This is a genomic window from Variovorax paradoxus, from assembly GCF_024734665.1.
Lineage (GTDB): Bacteria > Pseudomonadota > Gammaproteobacteria > Burkholderiales > Burkholderiaceae_C > Variovorax.
Window position 1 is genome coordinate 6,752,822 of record NZ_CP102931.1, and the last position, 17,298, is coordinate 6,770,119.

The 17,298-nt window shown below is 67.8% G+C and carries 18 protein-coding genes; 11 read left to right on the forward strand and 7 right to left on the reverse strand.

Annotated features, from left to right (window positions below):
* Positions 1–75 precede the first annotated feature (75 nt).
* Together NWF24_RS31545 and NWF24_RS31550 are read left to right on the forward strand one after the other, a co-directional pair.
* Positions 76–1,062 (forward strand): LysR family transcriptional regulator, encoded by a 987-nt coding sequence (locus tag NWF24_RS31545; RefSeq protein ID WP_258351959.1) that lies wholly within the window; start codon positions 76–78, stop codon positions 1,060–1,062.
* Between the two features lie 47 nt (positions 1,063–1,109).
* Positions 1,110–1,568 (forward strand): CopD family protein, encoded by a 459-nt coding sequence (locus NWF24_RS31550; protein ID WP_258351960.1) that lies wholly within the window; start codon positions 1,110–1,112, stop codon positions 1,566–1,568.
* Positions 1,569–1,579: 11 nt separating this feature from the next.
* On the opposite strand, the gene NWF24_RS31555 is transcribed toward NWF24_RS31550, so the two are convergent.
* The 5 genes from NWF24_RS31555 to NWF24_RS31575 all read right to left on the reverse strand — a co-directional run bounded on the left by NWF24_RS31555 (position 1,580) and on the right by NWF24_RS31575 (position 5,770).
* Positions 1,580–2,215, reverse strand: coding sequence for a dihydrofolate reductase family protein (locus tag NWF24_RS31555; RefSeq protein ID WP_258351961.1), 636 nt, complete (start codon positions 2,213–2,215; stop codon positions 1,580–1,582).
* Between the two features lie 85 nt (positions 2,216–2,300).
* Positions 2,301–2,720 carry an organic hydroperoxide resistance protein gene (locus tag NWF24_RS31560; RefSeq protein WP_093057033.1) on the reverse strand — a complete coding sequence of 140 codons (420 nt, stop codon included), beginning with the start codon at positions 2,718–2,720 and terminating at the stop codon, positions 2,301–2,303.
* 158 nt (positions 2,721–2,878) lie between these two features.
* Positions 2,879–3,310, reverse strand: a complete 432-nt coding sequence (locus NWF24_RS31565; RefSeq protein ID WP_258351962.1) for a VOC family protein — start codon at positions 3,308–3,310, stop codon at positions 2,879–2,881.
* 13 nt (positions 3,311–3,323) lie between these two features.
* Positions 3,324–4,562 carry a CaiB/BaiF CoA transferase family protein gene (locus NWF24_RS31570; RefSeq protein ID WP_258351963.1) on the reverse strand — a complete coding sequence of 413 codons (1,239 nt, stop codon included), beginning with the start codon at positions 4,560–4,562 and terminating at the stop codon, positions 3,324–3,326.
* Between the two features lie 8 nt (positions 4,563–4,570).
* Positions 4,571–5,770, reverse strand: a complete 1,200-nt coding sequence (locus NWF24_RS31575) for an acyl-CoA dehydrogenase (RefSeq protein WP_258351965.1) — start codon at positions 5,768–5,770, stop codon at positions 4,571–4,573.
* Between the two features lie 198 nt (positions 5,771–5,968).
* Here NWF24_RS31575 and NWF24_RS31580 point away from each other — a divergent pair, with 198 nt between their 5' ends.
* The 3 genes from NWF24_RS31580 (at position 5,969) to NWF24_RS31590 (ending at position 9,829) form a co-directional block, all read left to right on the forward strand.
* Positions 5,969–6,871, forward strand: a complete 903-nt coding sequence (locus NWF24_RS31580) for a LysR substrate-binding domain-containing protein (protein WP_258351966.1) — start codon at positions 5,969–5,971, stop codon at positions 6,869–6,871.
* A 91-nt stretch (positions 6,872–6,962) separates the two neighbouring features.
* A complete protein-coding gene (locus NWF24_RS31585) occupies positions 6,963–7,673 on the forward strand; it encodes a 2OG-Fe(II) oxygenase (protein ID WP_258351967.1) in 711 nt (236 codons plus the stop codon).
* A 218-nt stretch (positions 7,674–7,891) separates the two neighbouring features.
* Positions 7,892–9,829 (forward strand): adenylate/guanylate cyclase domain-containing protein, encoded by a 1,938-nt coding sequence (locus NWF24_RS31590; protein ID WP_258351968.1) that lies wholly within the window; start codon positions 7,892–7,894, stop codon positions 9,827–9,829.
* Here the strand turns inward: NWF24_RS31590 and NWF24_RS31595 are convergent.
* A complete protein-coding gene (locus NWF24_RS31595; RefSeq protein ID WP_258351969.1) occupies positions 9,826–10,269 on the reverse strand; it encodes a YbaY family lipoprotein in 444 nt (147 codons plus the stop codon). The genes NWF24_RS31590 and NWF24_RS31595 overlap by 4 nt on opposite strands.
* Before the next feature lie 7 nt (positions 10,270–10,276).
* The gene (locus NWF24_RS31600; RefSeq protein ID WP_258351970.1) at positions 10,277–12,271 is read right to left on the reverse strand and encodes an acetoacetate--CoA ligase; all 1,995 of its coding nucleotides are present in this window, start codon (positions 12,269–12,271) and stop codon (positions 10,277–10,279) included.
* Between the two features lie 100 nt (positions 12,272–12,371).
* Between NWF24_RS31600 and NWF24_RS31605 the strand changes: the two genes are divergently transcribed.
* Genes NWF24_RS31605 through NWF24_RS31630 form a run of 6 tightly spaced genes read left to right on the forward strand, consistent with a single transcriptional unit; the run spans position 12,372 to position 17,295 of the window.
* On the forward strand, positions 12,372–13,100 hold the full coding sequence (locus NWF24_RS31605) for a TetR/AcrR family transcriptional regulator (protein WP_258351971.1): 729 nt from the start codon (positions 12,372–12,374) through the stop codon (positions 13,098–13,100).
* Entirely contained in the window at positions 13,097–14,041 is a 945-nt protein-coding gene (locus NWF24_RS31610) for an ABC transporter substrate-binding protein (RefSeq protein WP_258351972.1), read from the forward strand. The genes NWF24_RS31605 and NWF24_RS31610 overlap by 4 nt, the downstream gene beginning before the upstream one ends.
* Complete coding sequence (locus NWF24_RS31615; RefSeq protein ID WP_258351973.1) at positions 14,038–14,895, forward strand: ABC transporter ATP-binding protein; 858 nt, start codon at positions 14,038–14,040, stop codon at positions 14,893–14,895. Before NWF24_RS31610 ends, NWF24_RS31615 begins: the two co-directional genes overlap by 4 nt.
* Positions 14,888–15,658, forward strand: coding sequence for an ABC transporter permease (locus NWF24_RS31620; protein ID WP_258351974.1), 771 nt, complete (start codon positions 14,888–14,890; stop codon positions 15,656–15,658). Before NWF24_RS31615 ends, NWF24_RS31620 begins: the two co-directional genes overlap by 8 nt.
* The gene (locus NWF24_RS31625; protein ID WP_258351975.1) at positions 15,655–16,446 is read left to right on the forward strand and encodes an ABC transporter permease; all 792 of its coding nucleotides are present in this window, start codon (positions 15,655–15,657) and stop codon (positions 16,444–16,446) included. Before NWF24_RS31620 ends, NWF24_RS31625 begins: the two co-directional genes overlap by 4 nt.
* 42 nt (positions 16,447–16,488) lie before the next feature.
* Positions 16,489–17,295, forward strand: a complete 807-nt coding sequence (locus NWF24_RS31630) for a cyclase family protein (RefSeq protein ID WP_258351976.1) — start codon at positions 16,489–16,491, stop codon at positions 17,293–17,295.
* Positions 17,296–17,298 lie beyond the last annotated feature (3 nt).

Here is a 17,298-nt window from a genome sequence, read left to right on the forward strand (position 1 = left end):
TGCATCAATGACCGTAAATTGGGATATTCGATGCATCGAATGCAACACTCGTCACGAACTTCAGGAGACCGGGCCATGGACGACAAGCTCGACACGCGCCGCGTGCGCTACTTCATGCAGGTGCTCGACAGCGGCTCGGTGCGCGGCGCCGCCGACGTGCTCGACATGGACCCCTCGGCCGTGAGCCGCGCCATCGGCATCCTCGAGCAGGAATGCGGCGTGCCGCTGCTGGAGCGCCACGGCCGCGGCGTGGTGCCCACCGACGCGGGCGAGATGCTGGCCGGCTACGTGCGGCGCCAGAACAGCCAGAAGCAGCACCTGATGGCGCAGATGGACAGCATCCGCAAGATCGAGCGCGGCCACATCGACATCGTGGCGGGCGAGGGATACGTCGATTGGCTCATGCGCCACAGCCTGCGCAACTTCATGACCACGCACCCGAAGATCACCATCGACCTCGACGTGGCGAGCACCGACGAGATCGTGCAGCGCGTGATCGAAGAGCGCGCCCACATCGGCATGCTGTTCCAGCCGCCGAAGGACGATCGGCTCACCTCCCACCAGTCGCACTCGCAGCCGATCCAGGCGCTGGTGCTGGCCACGCACCCGCTCGCGCGGCTGGGCCGTCCGCTGAAGCTGGCCGACCTGCTGCCCTACCCGGGCGCCACGCTGCACCGCAACTTCGGCGTGCGCCAGCACATCGAGGCGGCCGAGGTCAGCGAAGGCGTGCGGCTGCCATCGCTGTTGACCACCACCTCGTTCAGCGCGCTCGGCCACTTCGTGTCTGCCGGGCTGGGCTACGCGCTGGGCACGCGCATCTCGCTCACGCCGAACGCCACCAACCCGGAACTGATCGAGCTGCCGATGAAGAACCCGCTTCTGTCGCAAGGGCGCTCGCACATCGTGTCGCGGCACGGGCGCATGCTGTCGCCGGCCGCGGCCGAATTGCTGCGGTGCGTGGTGGCGGACATGCGGCGGTATGCCGATTCGGCCGCCAGCAAGGAGAAGCCGGAGAAAGCGGAGAAGCGCGCGGCCTCGCGCGCACGAAGCACCGCGGCATGAGGCACGGCGTTGCGCGCCTCGCCCTTTCGGTGTTCTGATCGGCCCCCATGTCCTACGCCATTCCGCTTTTCATCCACCTGCTCTGCGCCGCCTTCTGGGTCGGCGGCATGGCGACCATGCACTTCGCGGTGCGCCCTTCCGCCGTCGCCACGCTGGAGCCGCCGCTGCGCCTGCGCATGATGGCCGCGACACTGCGGCGCTTCTTCGTAGGGGTGGACGCGTCGGTCACGCTGCTGTTCGTGACCGGCATGGCGATGATCCTCTCGACAGGCGGCTTCCGCGGCCTGCACTGGCGCATCGAAGCGATGATGAGCATCGCGATCGTGATGGCCGCCATCTATGTCTACATCCGCGCCTCGGTGTTCAAGGCGATGCGGCGCGCGGTGGAAGAAAGCGCCTGGCCGGTGGCGGCCGCGCGGCTGAACACCGTGCGCAAGCTGGTGATGGTGAACCTGGTGTTGGGCGTGATCGTGTTCGGGGTGGCGACCGTGGGCCGGGCCAGCTGAAGCCGCGGCGCTCAGCCGAAGCGGTAGTCCAGGTGCGTCACCAGCGCCGAGCTTTCGGCGCTCACGGGCGTCATCTTCAACTCCTCGGGCGCAAGGCCGTCCAGTAGCCGCAGGCCCGCGCCCAGCAGGCTGGGCGCGACATGGATCGTGCATTCGTCGACCCGTCCGGCCTTGATGTATTGACGGACGGTGTCGGCGCCGCCGGAGATGCGCACGTCCTTGCCGCCGGCCGCGACCTTGGCCTGTGCCAGCGCGCTTTCGAGGCCATCGGTCACGAAGTGGAAGGTGGTGCCGCCCAGCCGCACCCATGGCTCGCGCGGCGAATGCGTGAGCACGTACACGGGTGCGCGGAATGGCGGGTTCTCGGGCCAGCTGACCTCGCCCTCGTCGAACATGCGGCGGCCCATCACGTAGGCGCCGGCGCGCGCGAACACCCGCTTCACCCGTTCGTCGTCGGGCGTGCCCTGCTCGCCGCCACCGCCGGGAATGCCGAGGATCTCGCGGAAGGTGGCGGTCTGGAAGACCCAGCCGTGCATGGCCCGGCCGCCATCGCCGAGCGGATTGCCCGGGCCGGCGTTGGGGCCCGCCATGCAGCCGTCGAGCGAGATGCCCACGTCGAAGAAGACTTTTCCGCTGCTGCTGCTCATAGGTCGTGTTCCGGCCCGGGGGCCGGCCTGGGTTGCAGAGAAGTCGGAGTCTATGCGCGGGCCCGCCCGATGCAAACAACCCGGCTCAGACCAGGTTGAGTTCGACGTCGATGTTGCCGCGCGTGAGCTTGGAGTACGGGCAGGTCTGGTGCGCGGCATCGACGACGGCGCGTGCGGTTTCGCGCTCGAGGCCCGGCAGGCTCACGTTCAGGCGCGCGCGCAGGAAGTACTGGCCGTCTTCGTTGGCCAGGTCGACCTCGGCATCGACAGCCAGGTCGGCCGGCAGCTTGATCTTCATCGCGCCGGCCGCCTTGCCCATTGCGCCGATGAAGCAGGCCGACCAGCCGGCGGCGAACAGCTGCTCGGGGTTGGTGCCCGCGCCGGAGGTGCCGGGCGACGAAAGCCGGATGTCGAGGCGCCCGTCATCGCTGCGCGATGCGCCGTCGCGCCCGCCCGTGGTGTGGGTCTTGCCGGTGTAGAGGATCTTTGCGGTGGTGGAGCTCATGGGGATTCCTTTCAGGCTCGCCGGAATGGCGATGCATGGATTGAATCGGCCGGCTGTATCCGCGATGTGTCGAGCGGAGCGCACTTTTGCATGCCCGTGTGTGCGGCGGGCGGCCAGACACACTGGCGTACAAAGCGGCCGCTCGGTTGAGCCGCAGGTCAGCGAGGGGCGCCCTTGAGCTCGACGGTGTTGCCGTCGGGGTCGGCGATGTAGATCGAGGGGCCGTTGCCCTCGGCGCCGAAGTTGTTCTGCACCTCGCCGTTCACCGCTACGCCGTGGGCAGCCATCAGCGCGCGAATGGCGGATTCGTCGAAAGGCTCGATGCGCAGGCAGATGTGGTCGACGTTGCGGCCTTCCACGCCGGCAAGCGCCCCGCCCTGCCTGCCCAGCGGGCCGTCGGGTGTGACGAGATCGATCAGGCTCGCGCCGGCGCGCAGGTGCACGAGCCCCAGGTCATCGCGGCGCTTCTCGATGGCGCAGCCCAGCACGTCGCGGTAGAACGTGATGGCGCGTTCCATGTCCTTCACGCGCAGCACGATATGGTCGATGCGCAGCACCGAGAACGGTGGCGTGCGCATCGGGCTCGTCATGGCTGCTCCGTTGTCAGACCACGCCGGCCGAGCGCAGGGCGTCGAAGCGGGCGGCGTCGATGCCCATTTCCGCCAGCACTTCCTGCGTGTGCTGCCCCAGCGCCGGTGGTGCATGACGCAGCACGGGCGGCGTGGCCGTCAGGCGCAGCGGGCTCGCCACGCCGGTGATGCTGGCAATGCCGTCGCCCGCATCGCGCGGCAGCGTCACGGCAAGGCCGCGCGCCTTGACCTGCGCGTCGTCGAAGGCCTGGGCGATGTCGTTGATCGGGCCGCAGGGCACGGCCTTGTCTTCGAGCAGCGTGACCCACGCGGCCGTGGTGCGGGTGCGCGTGAGTTCTTCCATCATCGGGATCAGCACCAGGCGGTGCTTCACGCGCAGCGTGTTGGTGGCAAAGCGTGCATCGGTCGCCCACTCGGGGTGGCCGGCCGCGTCGCAGAAGCGCGCGAACTGCCCGTTGTTGCCGATGGCCAGCAGCATCGAGCCGTCTTGCGTCGGAAAGTCCTGATACGGCGCGAGGCTCGGATGCGTGTTGCCCTGGCGCTCGGGCGCCTTGCCGGTGTTGAGGAATGCGCTCGCCTGGTTGGCGAGGATGGCCATGCCCACGTCGAGCAGCGCCATGTCGATGTGCTGGCCTTCGCCGGTACGGTCACGCACCTGCAGCGCCGCGAGGATGGCGGTGCTGGCGTAGACGCCGGTGAACAGGTCCGTGAGCGCCACGCCCACGCGCAGCGGGCCGCCACCGGGTACGTCATCAGGGCGGCCGGTGATGCTCATCATGCCGGTCATGGCCTGGATCATCAGGTCGTAGCCCGCGCGCTCGGCGTATGGGCCGTCGTGGCCGAAGCCGGTCACGCTGCAGTAGATGAGGCGCGGGTTGGCCGCGCGCAGGCTCTCGTGGTCGAGGCCGTACTGCTTGAGGCCGCCGGTCTTGAAGTTCTCCACCACGATGTCGGCCTGCGCCGCCATCTGCCTGAGCAGCGCCTGCCCGTCGGGCGTGGCCATGTCGACCGTGACCGAGCGCTTGTTGCGGTTGCAGGACGTGAAGTAGCTCGCCTGGTCGGTGTCGTTGCCGTTCGCGTCCTTGATGAAGGGGGGGCCCCAGGTGCGCGTGTCGTCGCCGACGCCGGGGCGCTCGATCTTCACGACGTCGGCGCCCAGGTCCGCCAGGATCTGCGTGCACCAAGGGCCCGCGAGCACGCGGGACAGATCGAGGACCTTGATGCCGTCGAGTGCTGCGGGCTTGTTGCTCATGCCTTCGATCAGTTCGCGAACGCTGCGATGCCGGTGATGGCGCGGCCCAGGATGAGCGCGTGGATGTCGTGCGTGCCTTCGTAGGTGTTGACCACTTCGAGGTTCACCAAGTGGCGGGCCACGCCGAACTCATCGCTGATGCCGTTGCCGCCCATCATGTCGCGCGCCATGCGGGCGATGTCGAGCGACTTGCCGCAGTTGTTGCGCTTCATGATCGAGGTGATTTCGACTGCGGCAATGCCCTCGTCCTTCATGCGGCCCAGGCGCAGGCTGCCTTGCAGGCCCAGCGTGATTTCGGTCTGCATGTCGGCCAGCTTCTTCTGGATGAGCTGGTTGGCGGCGAGCGGGCGGCCGAACTGCTTGCGGTCCAGCGTGTACTGGCGGGCGCGGTGCCAGCAGTCTTCAGCGGCGCCCAGGGCACCCCACGAGATGCCGTAGCGGGCGCTGTTCAGGCAGGTGAACGGGCCCTTGAGGCCTTGCACTTCGGGGAAGGCGTTTTCTTCGGGGCAGAACACACCGTCCATCACGATCTCGCCGGTGATGCTGGCGCGCAGGCCGACCTTGCCGTGGATCGCGGGAGCGCTCAGGCCCTTCATGCCCTTTTCGAGCACGAAGCCGCGGATGGGGCCGACCGTGCCGCTTTCGCTGACTTCCTTGGCCCACACCACGAACACGTCGGCGATGGGCGAGTTGCTGATCCACATCTTCGAGCCGCTGAGCGAGTAGCCGCCCGGCACCTTCTTGGCGCGCGTGGCCATGCTGCCGGGGTCGGAGCCGTGGTCGGGCTCGGTCAGGCCGAAGCAGCCGATCCATTCGCCGGTGGCGAGCTTGGGCAGGAACTTCTGCTTTTGCGCTTCGGTGCCGAATTCGAAGATCGGCACCATCACCAGCGAGCTCTGCACGCTGGCCATCGAGCGGTAGCCCGAGTCGACGCGCTCGACTTCGCGGGCGATCAGGCCATAGGCCACGTAGTTGAGGCCTGGGCCGCCGTACTGCTCGGGGATCGTGGGGCCCAGCAGTCCGAGCGCGCCCATTTCGCGAAAGATGGCGGGGTCGGTCTCGCCAGTGCGGAAGCCTTCGATGACGCGGGGCGCCAGGCGCTCCTGGCAGTAGGCATTGGCCGCGTCGCGGATCATGCGTTCTTCGTCGGTCAGTTGCTGGTCGAGAAGAAGGGGGTCGTCCCAGTGGAATTGCGCTTTGGCGGCCATGTGGCTGTCTCCGGAAATTAGGGGAAAAAGGGAAAAGAGGGAAAAGCGAGAGGAATGGGGCCGATGCTAGCCATGCGGGGACCATGACGCAAACGATGAATCCTCACCCAGATATGCGTTTGTAGAATGTCTTGCAAGATGTTCTATCGGCCTCCCCATTGGAGAGGCCAGGGTTTCATACATACACCCGAGGCATACATGCGCCGCAAGATCCCACCCCTGCAAACCCTCGTGTGCTTCGATGCCGCCGCGCGCCACGAGAGCTACACCCGCGCCGCGCAGGAACTGGCGCTGACGCAAAGCGCTGTGTCGCGCCAGATCGGCACGCTCGAAGCCTTCCTCGGCGTGGCGCTGTTCCGTCGCACGCGGCACGGCGTGGCACTGACGGCCAGCGGCGCGGCCTATGCGCGGCAGATCACCAAGCGGCTGGAAGCGATGGAGCGCGACACGCTCGACGCCATGGCCCACCAGGGCGAAGGCGGCTCGCTCTCATTGGCAGCCGTGCCCACCTTCGCTACCCGCTGGCTGATGCCGCGCCTGCGCGGCTTCGCGGCGCTGCAGCCCGACGTGGTGGTGCACATCGAGACGCGCACCCGCCCCTTTCTCTTTGCCGACGCGGAATTCGACGCCGCGCTGTACGCCGGCACGCCCGCGCAGGTCGAGAACTGGGCCGGCACACGCGCGCTGCTGCTGATGCACGAAGACGTGGTGCCGGTGTGCAGCCCGTCGCTGCTCCCGCGCGGCAAGGCCGTGACGCCGGCCGCCATCGCGAAGATGCCGCTGCTGCAGCAAAGCACGCGGCCCGACGGCTGGCGCCAGTGGTTCGACGCGCAGCAGATCGACGCGCCCAACGCACGCGGCGGGCCGCGCTACGAGCTGTTCTCGATACTGGCCGCGGCCGCGTCGCACGGGCTCGGCGTGGCGCTGATGCCGACGATGCTGGTGGCCGACGAACTGGTGCGCGGCGAGCTGGTGGTGGCGTGCGCGCGGCCCTTGTCGGGCGAGCGCAACTATTACCTCGTGACGCCAGAGCGGGCCGATCAGCGGCCGCTGCTGAAGTTCTTCAGCGACTGGCTGCTGGAGCAGGCCCGGCAGGGTTGACGCGCCGCTAGCGCAGCGTGATGCCGAGCGAATCGAAACCCGCGTCCGGAAACGGCGAGCCTCGATGGCTCGCAGGCGGGACACTGGGTGCATGACAAGAAAGCCTTCCCGCATCGACGCGCTCGACTGGCCCCGCATCGAAGCCGACCTCGCCACCCGCGGCTGCGCCGTCACCGGTCAGCTGTTCACCCCCGAGGAATGCGCTGCGCTCACGGCCATGTACGACGAAGCCCACCGCTTTCGCAGCCGCGTGGTGATGCAGCGCCACGGCTTCGGGCAAGGCGAGTACCAGTACTTCGCCAATCCGCTGCCGCCCAGGCTCGCTGCATGCCGCAGCGCGCTGTACGAACGCCTCGCGCCGCTGGCCAACGCATGGGCCACGGCAATGGGCCAGCCGGCCGACTACCCGCCGGACCACGCCGCGTATCTCGCGCGCTGCCACGCGGCGGGCCAGTTGCGCCCCACCCCGCTGCTGTTGCGCTACGACGAGGGCGACTACAACTGCCTGCACCAGGATCTGTACGGCGACCTGCAATTCCCGCTGCAGCTCACGGTGCTGCTGAGCAAGCCGGGCGAAGACTTCACCGGCGGCGAGTTCGTGCTGACCGAGCAGCGCCCGCGCATGCAGTCGCGCGCCGAGGTGGCGCCGCTCGCGCAGGGCGAGGCGGTGATCTTCGCGGTCAACCAGCGGCCGGTGGCCGGCACGCGCGGCAGCTACCGCGTGACGATGCGCCACGGCGTGAGCCGCGTGCGTTCGGGGCGGCGGCATACGCTGGGCATCATCTTTCACGACGCGCGCTGACAGGCCGCTTCCACGCGCTTCAACGACTCCGGTCTAGACAGGCCTGAGCCACTGCGGCGCTGTTCAGTACCTCACAGACAGCCGAAGTCGAGCGAAAATCACGCCCGCCTCCGGCGCCACCAGGATCCCCGACACCAACGATCGGGGCCGTGGCTCACCGAAGGCCGGCCCGCGGCTTCGCTGCAGCGGGTGCGTTCGATTGGTCGTCAGGGAGCTGCATGAACAACAAGAACTCTTCCGGTAATCCGGAAGCGGCTGGAAAGCCGTCGGTCGAAAAATCTGTCACACAACCGGCACCGGCCGGGCGCTCGCGCCGCTTCCGGGTAGACGTGGGCACCATCGTCAGCGTCGTGGCGCTGGCCCAGTCGCTGCTGCTGGTGTCGCTCGGCTACTGGGGCTCGCAGCGGCTGGTGTCGCGCATCGGCGTGTCCGCGCACAAAGCCAACCATGACCGCACCGAAGACAAGGTGCTGGCCTTTCTTCAGAAAGCCGAGTCGGTCATCAACGCGGCGGGCACCGCCCCCAGCCTGCAGCCCGCGGGCGAGCACTCCGACAGAACGGCGGAGCTGCTCTGGACGCTGCTGCAGCAGTCGCCCGAGCTCGACAGCATCTACGTCAGCAACGAGAAGGGCCAGATGCTGATGGCGCTGCGCTACCCGGTGCCGGCCATGCGCCACATCGAGCGTGGCGCAGGCTTCACCACCGAGACCTGGCAGTACAAGCTGCCGCTGGATGCCGAAGCCGACGTGCAGCAGCGCTATGCCACGCAGCGCCTTGAGTCGTTCCGCAGCAACTACAACCCGACGCAGCGCAGCTGGTACGTGCAGGCATGCAAGGCACAGGGGCCCATCTGGACGCAGCCGTACGTATTCGCCGCCGCGCAGGAGCTTGGCGTGACCTACGCGCTGCCCAGCAAGCGCCGCTACGCGGACAGCAGCGCGCAGGCGCTGGTGGTGGCGGGCGATGTCTCGCTCGGGCGGCTGTCGGAGTTCGTGCGCCAGTTCAGCAGCGACGGCTACGGCGACAGCGCGCTGCTGAGCGCCGACTTCCGCGTGCTCGCGCGCAGCGACATGCCGGGCGTGCTGCACGAGCTGCAGCCGCCCAGCGGTGTGCTCGGCGCATTGCACGCGCACATGGTGGCCGACGGCACGGCGGGCGGGGGCACCGACACCGAGTTCTCCTTCACCCACGAAGGCCGCCGCTATCTGGTGCAGGCCTCGCGCATCCCCAGCACCGGCTGGCAGCTGGTGAGCTGGGTGCCCGAAGACATGCTGCTGGGCGACCTGCACCGCGCGGTGCTGTGGGGCCTGGCGCTGGCGCTGGTCTTCCTCGCGATGGCGCTGTTCATGTCGCTGAAGCTGTCGAAGCTGGTGACAGCGCCGGTGGAGAACCTCTCGCACATCGCGCGCCGCATCGGCCTGCTGGAGCTGGACAACCTGCCGCGCGAACCGAGCCGCGTGCTCGAGATCCAACACCTGGACCAGGCCCTGGACGACTCGGCGCGCAGCCTGAAGGCCTTCAGCAAGTTCGTGCCGGTGGACGTGATCAACCAGCTGATCGCTGAGGGCCATACGCTCGCACCCAGCGGCTCACCGCGGCGCGTGACGGTGATGTTCACCGACGTGGAGGGCTTCACCTCGATCTCGGAGTCGCTCGACACCGACGTGCTGGTGGTCATGCTGACCGAGTACTTCAACCTGGCGACGGGCGTGTTCGCGCGGCACGGCGGCGTGGTCGACAAGTTCATCGGCGACGGCATCATGGTGCTGTGGGGCGCGCCCTCCGACCTGAAGGACGCGGAATACAAGGCCTGCCTGGCCGCGCTGGAGCTGCACGTGGAAATGGACGATCTCAACCGCAAGTGGGCGGCACAGGGCCTGCCCGAGTTCCGCACGCGCGTGGGCATCCACACAGGCACGGTGATCGCGGGGGTGCTGGGCTCGAACGACCGGCTGTCGTACACGGCGTTCGGCGACGTGATCAACGTGGCGAGCCGCATCGAGGGCTTCAACAAGCAGCTCGGCACGCAGACGCTGATGTCGGAAACCACCTTCGCCGGGCTCGGCGGCCGGCTTCACACGCGGCGCATCGAGGAGCAGGCGGAACTGCGCGGCCGGCAGACGCGCATGGTGCTCTACGAGCTGATGACTTCCTAGCGCGGAGCCTGGGCGACGCGCACCAGCACCAGGTCAGCGGTGGCACCGCCGCCTTGCGTGAGCACGGAATACTGCGTGTCGTTGATGAACAGCAGCTGCTCGCCTCGCGAGATACGCGCCGACACGGCGTAGCGCATGCGCGGGTCGATGCGCGCGGCATCCACCTTCAGCTCGTAGGCGAAGGGCACCTGCTTGCCGTTGGCCTTGATGCGCTGCTCGGCGAGCACGGTCGAAGGCGCGTCCATGCGCGATACGTCGAGCAGCTGCACCACGACTTCGGCCGCTGGGTCGAGCGCGATGCGTTCGCGGTAGGTGACGGTGCCGCTCACGCGAAGCTGCGTGCCTCCGCCTGCAGCTGGCGAAGAAGGCACGGCACAGGCGCTCAGCAAAGAGGCGCCGGCGATGGCCGAGAACATGAGGAGGCTGGTGCGTCTTTTCATGCGGTCATTATGCGGAGGCTCGCTCTGCGGCAAAGGCCACGTACCAGTCCAGGCTGCCCGGGTTTGCCATCGCCTCGCGGTTGACCACCTTCTCGATGGGCTGGCCCAGCAACAGCTTCTTGATCGGCAGCTCCTGCTTCTTGCCCGAGAGCGTGCGCGGTATCTCGGCCACCTGGAAGATGTCGTTGGGCACGAAGCGCGGTGACAGCGAGGTCTTGATGGCGTTGTTGAGCCGCATGCGCATGGCGTCGTCGAGCGACACGCCGGGGCGCAGCACCACGAACAGCGGCATGTAGCTGTCGCGGCCCAGGTATTCAAGGTCGACCACCATCGAGTCGAGCACCTCGGGCAGGCCCTCGACGGCGCTGTAGATCTCGCTGGTGCCCATGCGCAGGCCCTGGCGGTTGATGGTGGCGTCGCTGCGGCCGTAGATGATGCAGCCGCCGTCCTCGCCGATCCTGATCCAGTCACCGTGGCGCCACACGCCGGGATAGGTGTCGAAGTAGCTCGACACGTAGCGCGCATTGCCTTCGTCGCCCCAGAAGTAGAGCGGCATCGACGGAATGGCCTTGGTGCACACCAGCTCGCCAACTTCGCCGATGACCGGCTGGCCCTGTTCGTTCCAAGCCTCGACGGCATGGCCCAGTTCGCGGCACTGCATCTGGCCCGGCACTTCGGGCAGGTCGCGGTTGCCACCGACGAAGGCCCCGCAGAAGTCAGTGCCGCCAGAGATGTTGCACCACCACACCTCCTTCGAACCCGCATCGAGGATCTGCCTGGAGCCCCAGCGCTGCACCTCTTCGGGCAGCGGCGAGCCGGTGCTGCCTAGCGCGCGCACGCGCGACAGGTCGCCGCATTCCTTCGCGACGAGGCCGGCCTTCATGCAGTTGGTGAAGTAGGCCGCGCCCGCGCCGAAGAAGGTGACCTTGTGCCGCGCCACGAAGCGCCACAGCACGCTCCAGTCGGGCTTCTCCTTGCTGCCCGCCGGGTTGCCGTCGTAGATGCAGATGGTGGCGCCGAAGGCCATGCCCGAAAGCTGCGAGTTCCACATGACCCAGCCGGTGGAGCTGTACCAGTGGTAGCGCTCGCCGAAGTTGTTGGCGCCGTAGCTCGCACCCACGTCGTTGTGCAGGCCGCAGGCGTGCATGGTGAGGATGATGCCGCCCTGCCCGTGCACGATGGGCTTGGGCAGCCCGGTGGTGCCGCTCGAATAGACGATCCAGATCGGGTGATCGAAAGGCAGCCATTCGGGCTCGAAGGCTGCGACCTCGGCACCGTTGCGGTCGGTGGCCTGTGCCCAGTCGACGTCGTGCTGCACGGCGTTGGTGGCGTACGGTGACTTCACGAGCAGCAGCTTCTGCACGCTCGGCAACTGGCCGCGCAGTTCCTGCAGCACGGCGCTGCGGTCGAGCGGCTTGCCGCCGTAGTGCACGCCGTCGACGGCGATCAGCACCTTGGGCTCGATCTGGCGGAAGCGGTCGGCCACGGCGGCGGTGCCCATGTCGGGCGCGCACACGCTCCAGATCGCGCCGATGCTGGAGCACGCGAGAAAGGCCACCATGGTCTCGGGCACGTTGGGCATGTAGGCCGCAACGCGGTCGCCGCGCTGCACGCCAAGAGACTTGAGCGTGAGCGCGACTGACGCGACCTGGCGGCGCATTTCGGGCCACGACATCTCGCGCACTTCACCGCGTTCGTTGTCGCTCACGATGGCGGGCATGCCTGCGGCGTGGGCCACGTCGGCATGGCGCAGCACCTCGCGGGCGTAGTTGACCTGGGCGCCGGGGAACCAGCGCGCGCCGGGCATGCGCGATTCGGCGAGCACGGCTGTGTGCGGCGTGGGCGACTCGATGCGGGCGTAGTCCCAGATGCTCTGCCAGAAGGCGTCGAGCTCGGTGACGGACCAGCGCCACAGGGCGTCGTAGCTGTCGAACACGAGGCCGCGCGTATCGCGCAGCCAGTCTTGATAGAGGCGGATCTGGGGGATGTTGGGAGCGGGCATGGCACGAGCGTAGCGCTGCGAACGACCGTGCTCAATCGGGGTTGACCTCAGGGTTTGTACGCGTGTTCAATGTTTTTGTACAAGCGTTCAATATGCTCCCATGAGCACCCGCACACCTGCCGCAAGGCGCAGCACCTCGCGCGCTGCGACGCCGCCTCCCGCCGCAGTCGCCATCGCGACTGCGCGGCCCGACCGCAAGCAGGCGATCCTGCTGGCGGCCGAGAAGCTTTTTGCGCAGCACGGCTACCACGTGGTGACGATCCGCCAGATTGCCGAGGAGGCGGGCGTGCCGCTGGCGCTGGTGGGCTACTACTACGGCCAGAAGCACGAGCTGTTCCACGCGATCTTCGAGCACTGGGGCCACTCCATCGAGGCGCGGCTCGCGGGGCTGGCCGCGGTGAACATCGACCCCGACGACACGCGCACGCTGCCGCGCATCATCGAAGCCTTCACTGCGCCCGTGCTGGCGCTGCGCGCAAGTTCAGAGGGCGAGTACTACGCACTGCTGGTGGCGCGCGAGCTGTACCACGCCACCGAGGAAGCCGACCGCGTGCTGCGCGCCTACTTCGACCCATTGGCCGAGGCGTACATCGATGCGTTGCATGTCGCGCTGCCGCATGCCACACGCAGCCAGGCGGCCTGGGGCTATCAGTTCGCACTGGGCTCGCTGCTGCACCACCTGAACGACAGCCGCATCGAACGGCTCTCGCGCGGCGAGAACACGCGCGCCGACCCGGCCGTGGCGCCGATGCTGGTGAGCTTCATCGTCGGCGGCCTGCGCGCCGCGCTGCCACGCCCAAGAACCACCCCCAGGAGACAAAAGACATGATGAAACGACGCACCCTGCTGTCGGCGCTTGCCGCGGTGTCGGCCACTGCCGCGCTGCCTTCGCGTGCCCAGTCGAGCACGAAGGTCGTGTTCGGCTACACGGCCGTGACCGACTTCGCCTCGGTGTTCGTGGCGGCCGAAGAGGGCTACTTCAAGAAGCGCAGCCTCGATGTCGAGCTCAAGTTCATCCCGCTGAACTCGACGATCCCGGCGGCGCTGCAGTCCGACTCGCTGCAGATCGGCGGGCCCACGCCCTCGGTATTCCTGCAGGCGGTGGACGGCGGACTCGACCTGGTGCTGGTGGCCGGCGGAGGCCTCACCTCGAAGACCATCACCGGCTTCGGCCTGGTGGCGCGCGCGGGCTCGGGCATCAAGGGTCCGCAAGACTGCATTGGCAAGAAGATCGGCGTGCCGGGCCTGCGCGCCTTCCTGCACGTGACCTTCCGCGCATGGCTGAAGGACAGCGGCGTGGACTACCGCAAGGTCAACTTCGTCGAGGCCGCCTTCCCGCAGCATGCCGACCTGCTGCGCGGCGGCTCGGTCGATGCGGTGGTGTCGGCCGACCCGTTCATGAGTCGCATCACCGAGAGCGGCGCTGGCTACGTCGCTTCGTACTACTCGACCTTCCTGCCCGAGAACAACCAGACCATCGTGCACGCGGCCAAGCGCGAGTGGGTGGCGAAGAATCCCGCGGCGGCGCGCGCATTTCGCGAAGCGCTGGTCGAGTCAGGTGCATTCATGCAGCAGCCGAAGAACGATGCCAAGGTGCGCGCGGCCATCGGCAAGTACATCAAGCTGCCACCCGAAGTGCTGGCCAAAGTGCAGATCTCGCCGCCCGGCCCCGTGGTGACGGAAAAGCAGCTCGCCTACTGGACCGGGCTGATGAAGGAGCAGGACATGCTCAAGACGAGCATCGACGTGGCGAAGCTGGTGGCGAAGTGATCACAGCACCTGCCCCCGTCACCGCACGCGCCGCGCTGTCGGCGAGCGCCTTTCATTCGCCGGCCAGCCCCACGATGCAAGCCACCCCTTTCCTGCGCTTCGATGGCGTGACCATCCGCCTCGGCGGGCGCGAGATTCTGTCGCCCACCTCGTTCGACGTGGCGCGCGGCGAGTTCGTCTGCATCGTCGGCCCGAGCGGCTGCGGCAAGACCACGCTGCTGCGCGCGGCCAGCGGGCTCGTCACGGCGAGCGCGGGCGAAGTGCGGCGCAACGGCGTGAAGATGACCGAGCCTTCGCGCGAGGTCGCCTTCGTGTTCCAGGACTACGGCCGCGCGCTGCTGCCCTGGCGCACGGTGGAAGGCAATGTGAGCCTTGCACTCGAAGCAGCCGGCGTGCCGGCAGCCGAACGCGCGCCGCGCATCGCCGACGTGCTCGACAAGGTCGGCCTCGCGAAACATGCGCAGAAGTTTCCGGTGCAGCTGTCGGGCGGCATGCAGCAGCGCGCGCAGATTGCACGCTGCCTCGCGCAGAAGCCCGAGCTGATGATGATGGACGAGCCCTTCGGCGCGCTCGACGCACTCACGCGGCAGAGCCTGCAGGACGAGCTCGCGCGGCTGGTGCGCGACGACGGGCTCACGGTGCTGTTCGTCACGCACGACCTGGAAGAGGCCATCTATCTCGGCGACCGCGTGATCGCGCTGCAGGCCAACCCCGGACCGGGGCGGCCGAGCCTCGCGCGGATGATTGACGTGAAGATCCCGCGGCCGCGCGACCAGCTCACGACGAAGGAGCATCCGGAATACCTGCAGTTGCGGCGTGAACTGTTCGCCTTCATCGAGCAGGGCCATGACTGAAAACCGCCTCTTCCGCTGGCTGCGGCCGTGGGTGTTTCCGGTGGTGCTCGTCGGTGCGTTCGAGTGGTACGCACGACGTGCAGCGGCCTTGGGCAGCGATGCGCTCGCGCCGCCGAGTGCGGCGGCCAAGGCTTTCGTCGGCGCGGCCATGGACGGCTCGCTCTGGCAGGCCACCGGCTTCACGCTCGGCACCGCGGCACTCGGGCTGCTGTTGGGCGCGGTGCTCGGCATCGCATTGGGCCTGGTGCTCGGCCTCTCGCGCCGCGCGGCGCAGCTGGGCTCCGTCTCCATCGAGGTGCTGCGCCCGGTGCCTTCGGTCGCGCTGATCCCGCTCGCCATGCTGACCTTCGGCTTCGGTGTGCGCATGGAGCTGGCCATCGTCGCCTTCGCCACCTTCTGGCCGCTGCTGGTGCTGGTGCAATCCGCGGTGCAGCAGATCGAGCCGCGGCTGCTCGAAGTCAGCCGCGTGCTGGGCCTGTCGGCGCGCGAACGTGCCTTCAAGATCGTGCTGCCGGCCATCGTACCGCGCCTCTTCGTCGCGCTGCGGCTGGGCGTGGCGGTGGCGCTGGTGGTGGCCGTGACGGTGGAGATCGCTGCCAACCCGAACGGCATGGGCTACGCGATGATGATCGCGCAGCAGAGCTTCGACCCCGCGTTGATGCTCGCCTGGCTGGGGTGGATCGGCGTTGTGGGCTTTGCGGTCAACGCAGGCATGCTGTTGTTGCAGCGTGTGGTGGCGCGAGGCATGGGGGTGCCGTCATGAACGGCAGCAACAACGATCGCACCAGTCTGAACTGGCTCGGCTCGCTGGGCGTGCTGCTGGCGCTCATCGCGCTGTGGTGGGTCGCGAGCAACGCGGGCTGGGTCAGCCGCGTGTTCCTGCCGACGCCGCAGGCTACCTTCTCCAGCCTGCTCGAAGGGCTGAATCTTTCGGGGAGTGGCGGCAACGGCGAACTGCTCGGCTTCACGCAGGCCACGGTGGGCCGCATGATCGAAGGCTGGCTGCTTGCTTCGCTCTTCGGCGTGCTGCTGGGCGCGGCCATTGGCGTGTCGCCATCGGTGCGCGCGTGGGTGCAGCCGACGCTCGAATTCATTCGCCCCCTGCCCGCATCGGCGCTGCTGCCGCTGGCCATTTCGATCTTCGGGCTGAACCCCGGCATGGTGCTCTTCGTGGTCGCCTTCGGCGCGATGTGGCCGGTGCTGCTGGCCACGGTGCACGGCTTCGCGGCGGTAGAGCCGCGCCTGGCGGAAGTGGCGCGTTGCCTGCAGATGTCGCGTGCCGCGTACATCTGGAAGATGGGCCTACCCAATGCGATGCCCGACATCCTGGCCGGCATGCGACTCGCGCTGACCATTGCGCTGATCGTCGCGGTGGTGGGCGAAATGATCGCCTCGCAAAGCGGCCTGGGCCAGGCCATTCTGTTGGCGGCACGCGCCTTCCGCGCCAGCGACCTGTTCGCGGGCATCGTGCTGCTCGGGCTCATCGGCTTCGTGAGCAACGCGCTGCTGGCCTTTGCCGAAAAGCGCCTGTTGCGCTGGCAGCAACCCTGATTCCTTCTTCTTCCAACACCAACACCCCCACAAGGAGTTCCCATGCCACGCAAATTCGTCGACCTGTCGATCTTCCTGGAGAACGACGTGCTCTCCGACCCGCCGGCCTTCGCGCCGAAGATCCAGTACTTCACGCACGAGCAGACCTACGAGCAGATCGAGCCCTTCTTCCCCGGCTTGAAGAAGGAAGACCTGCCCGACGGCGAAGGCTGGGCGGTGGAGCTGGTGCAGCTGTCGACGCACAACGGCACGCATCTCGATGCGCCCTATCACTTTCACTCGACCATGGACAAGGCACTGGGCGAGAAGAAGCCCGCCATCGCCATTCATGACGTGCCGCTCGAATGGTGCTTCCAGCCGGGCGTGAAGCTCGACTTTCGGCACTTCGCCGACGGCTACGTGGTGACGGCCGACGACGTCGAGGCTGAGCTCAAGCGCATCGGCCACACGTTGAGTCCGCTGGAGATCGTGGTGGTCAACACGCGCGCCGGCTCGCGCTATGGCAGCAACGACTACGTCTCGGCCGGCGCGGGCATGGGCTACGAGGCGACGATGTACCTGCTGGAGCGCGGCGTGCGCCTCACGGGCACCGACGCATGGAGCTGGGATGCGCCCTTCGTGCACACCGCGAAGAAGTACGGCGAGACGCAAGACGCCTCGCTGATCTGGGAAGGCCACAAGGCCGGCCGCGACATCGGCTACTGCCACATCGAGAAGCTGCACAACCTCGAAGTGCTGCCGCCCACGGGCTTCTTCATCAGCTGCTTTCCGCACAAGATTCGCGGTGCGTCGGCAGGGTGGACGCGCGCGGTCGCGATCTTCGACGACGCGCTGATGGCTTCAGCTTGAGGG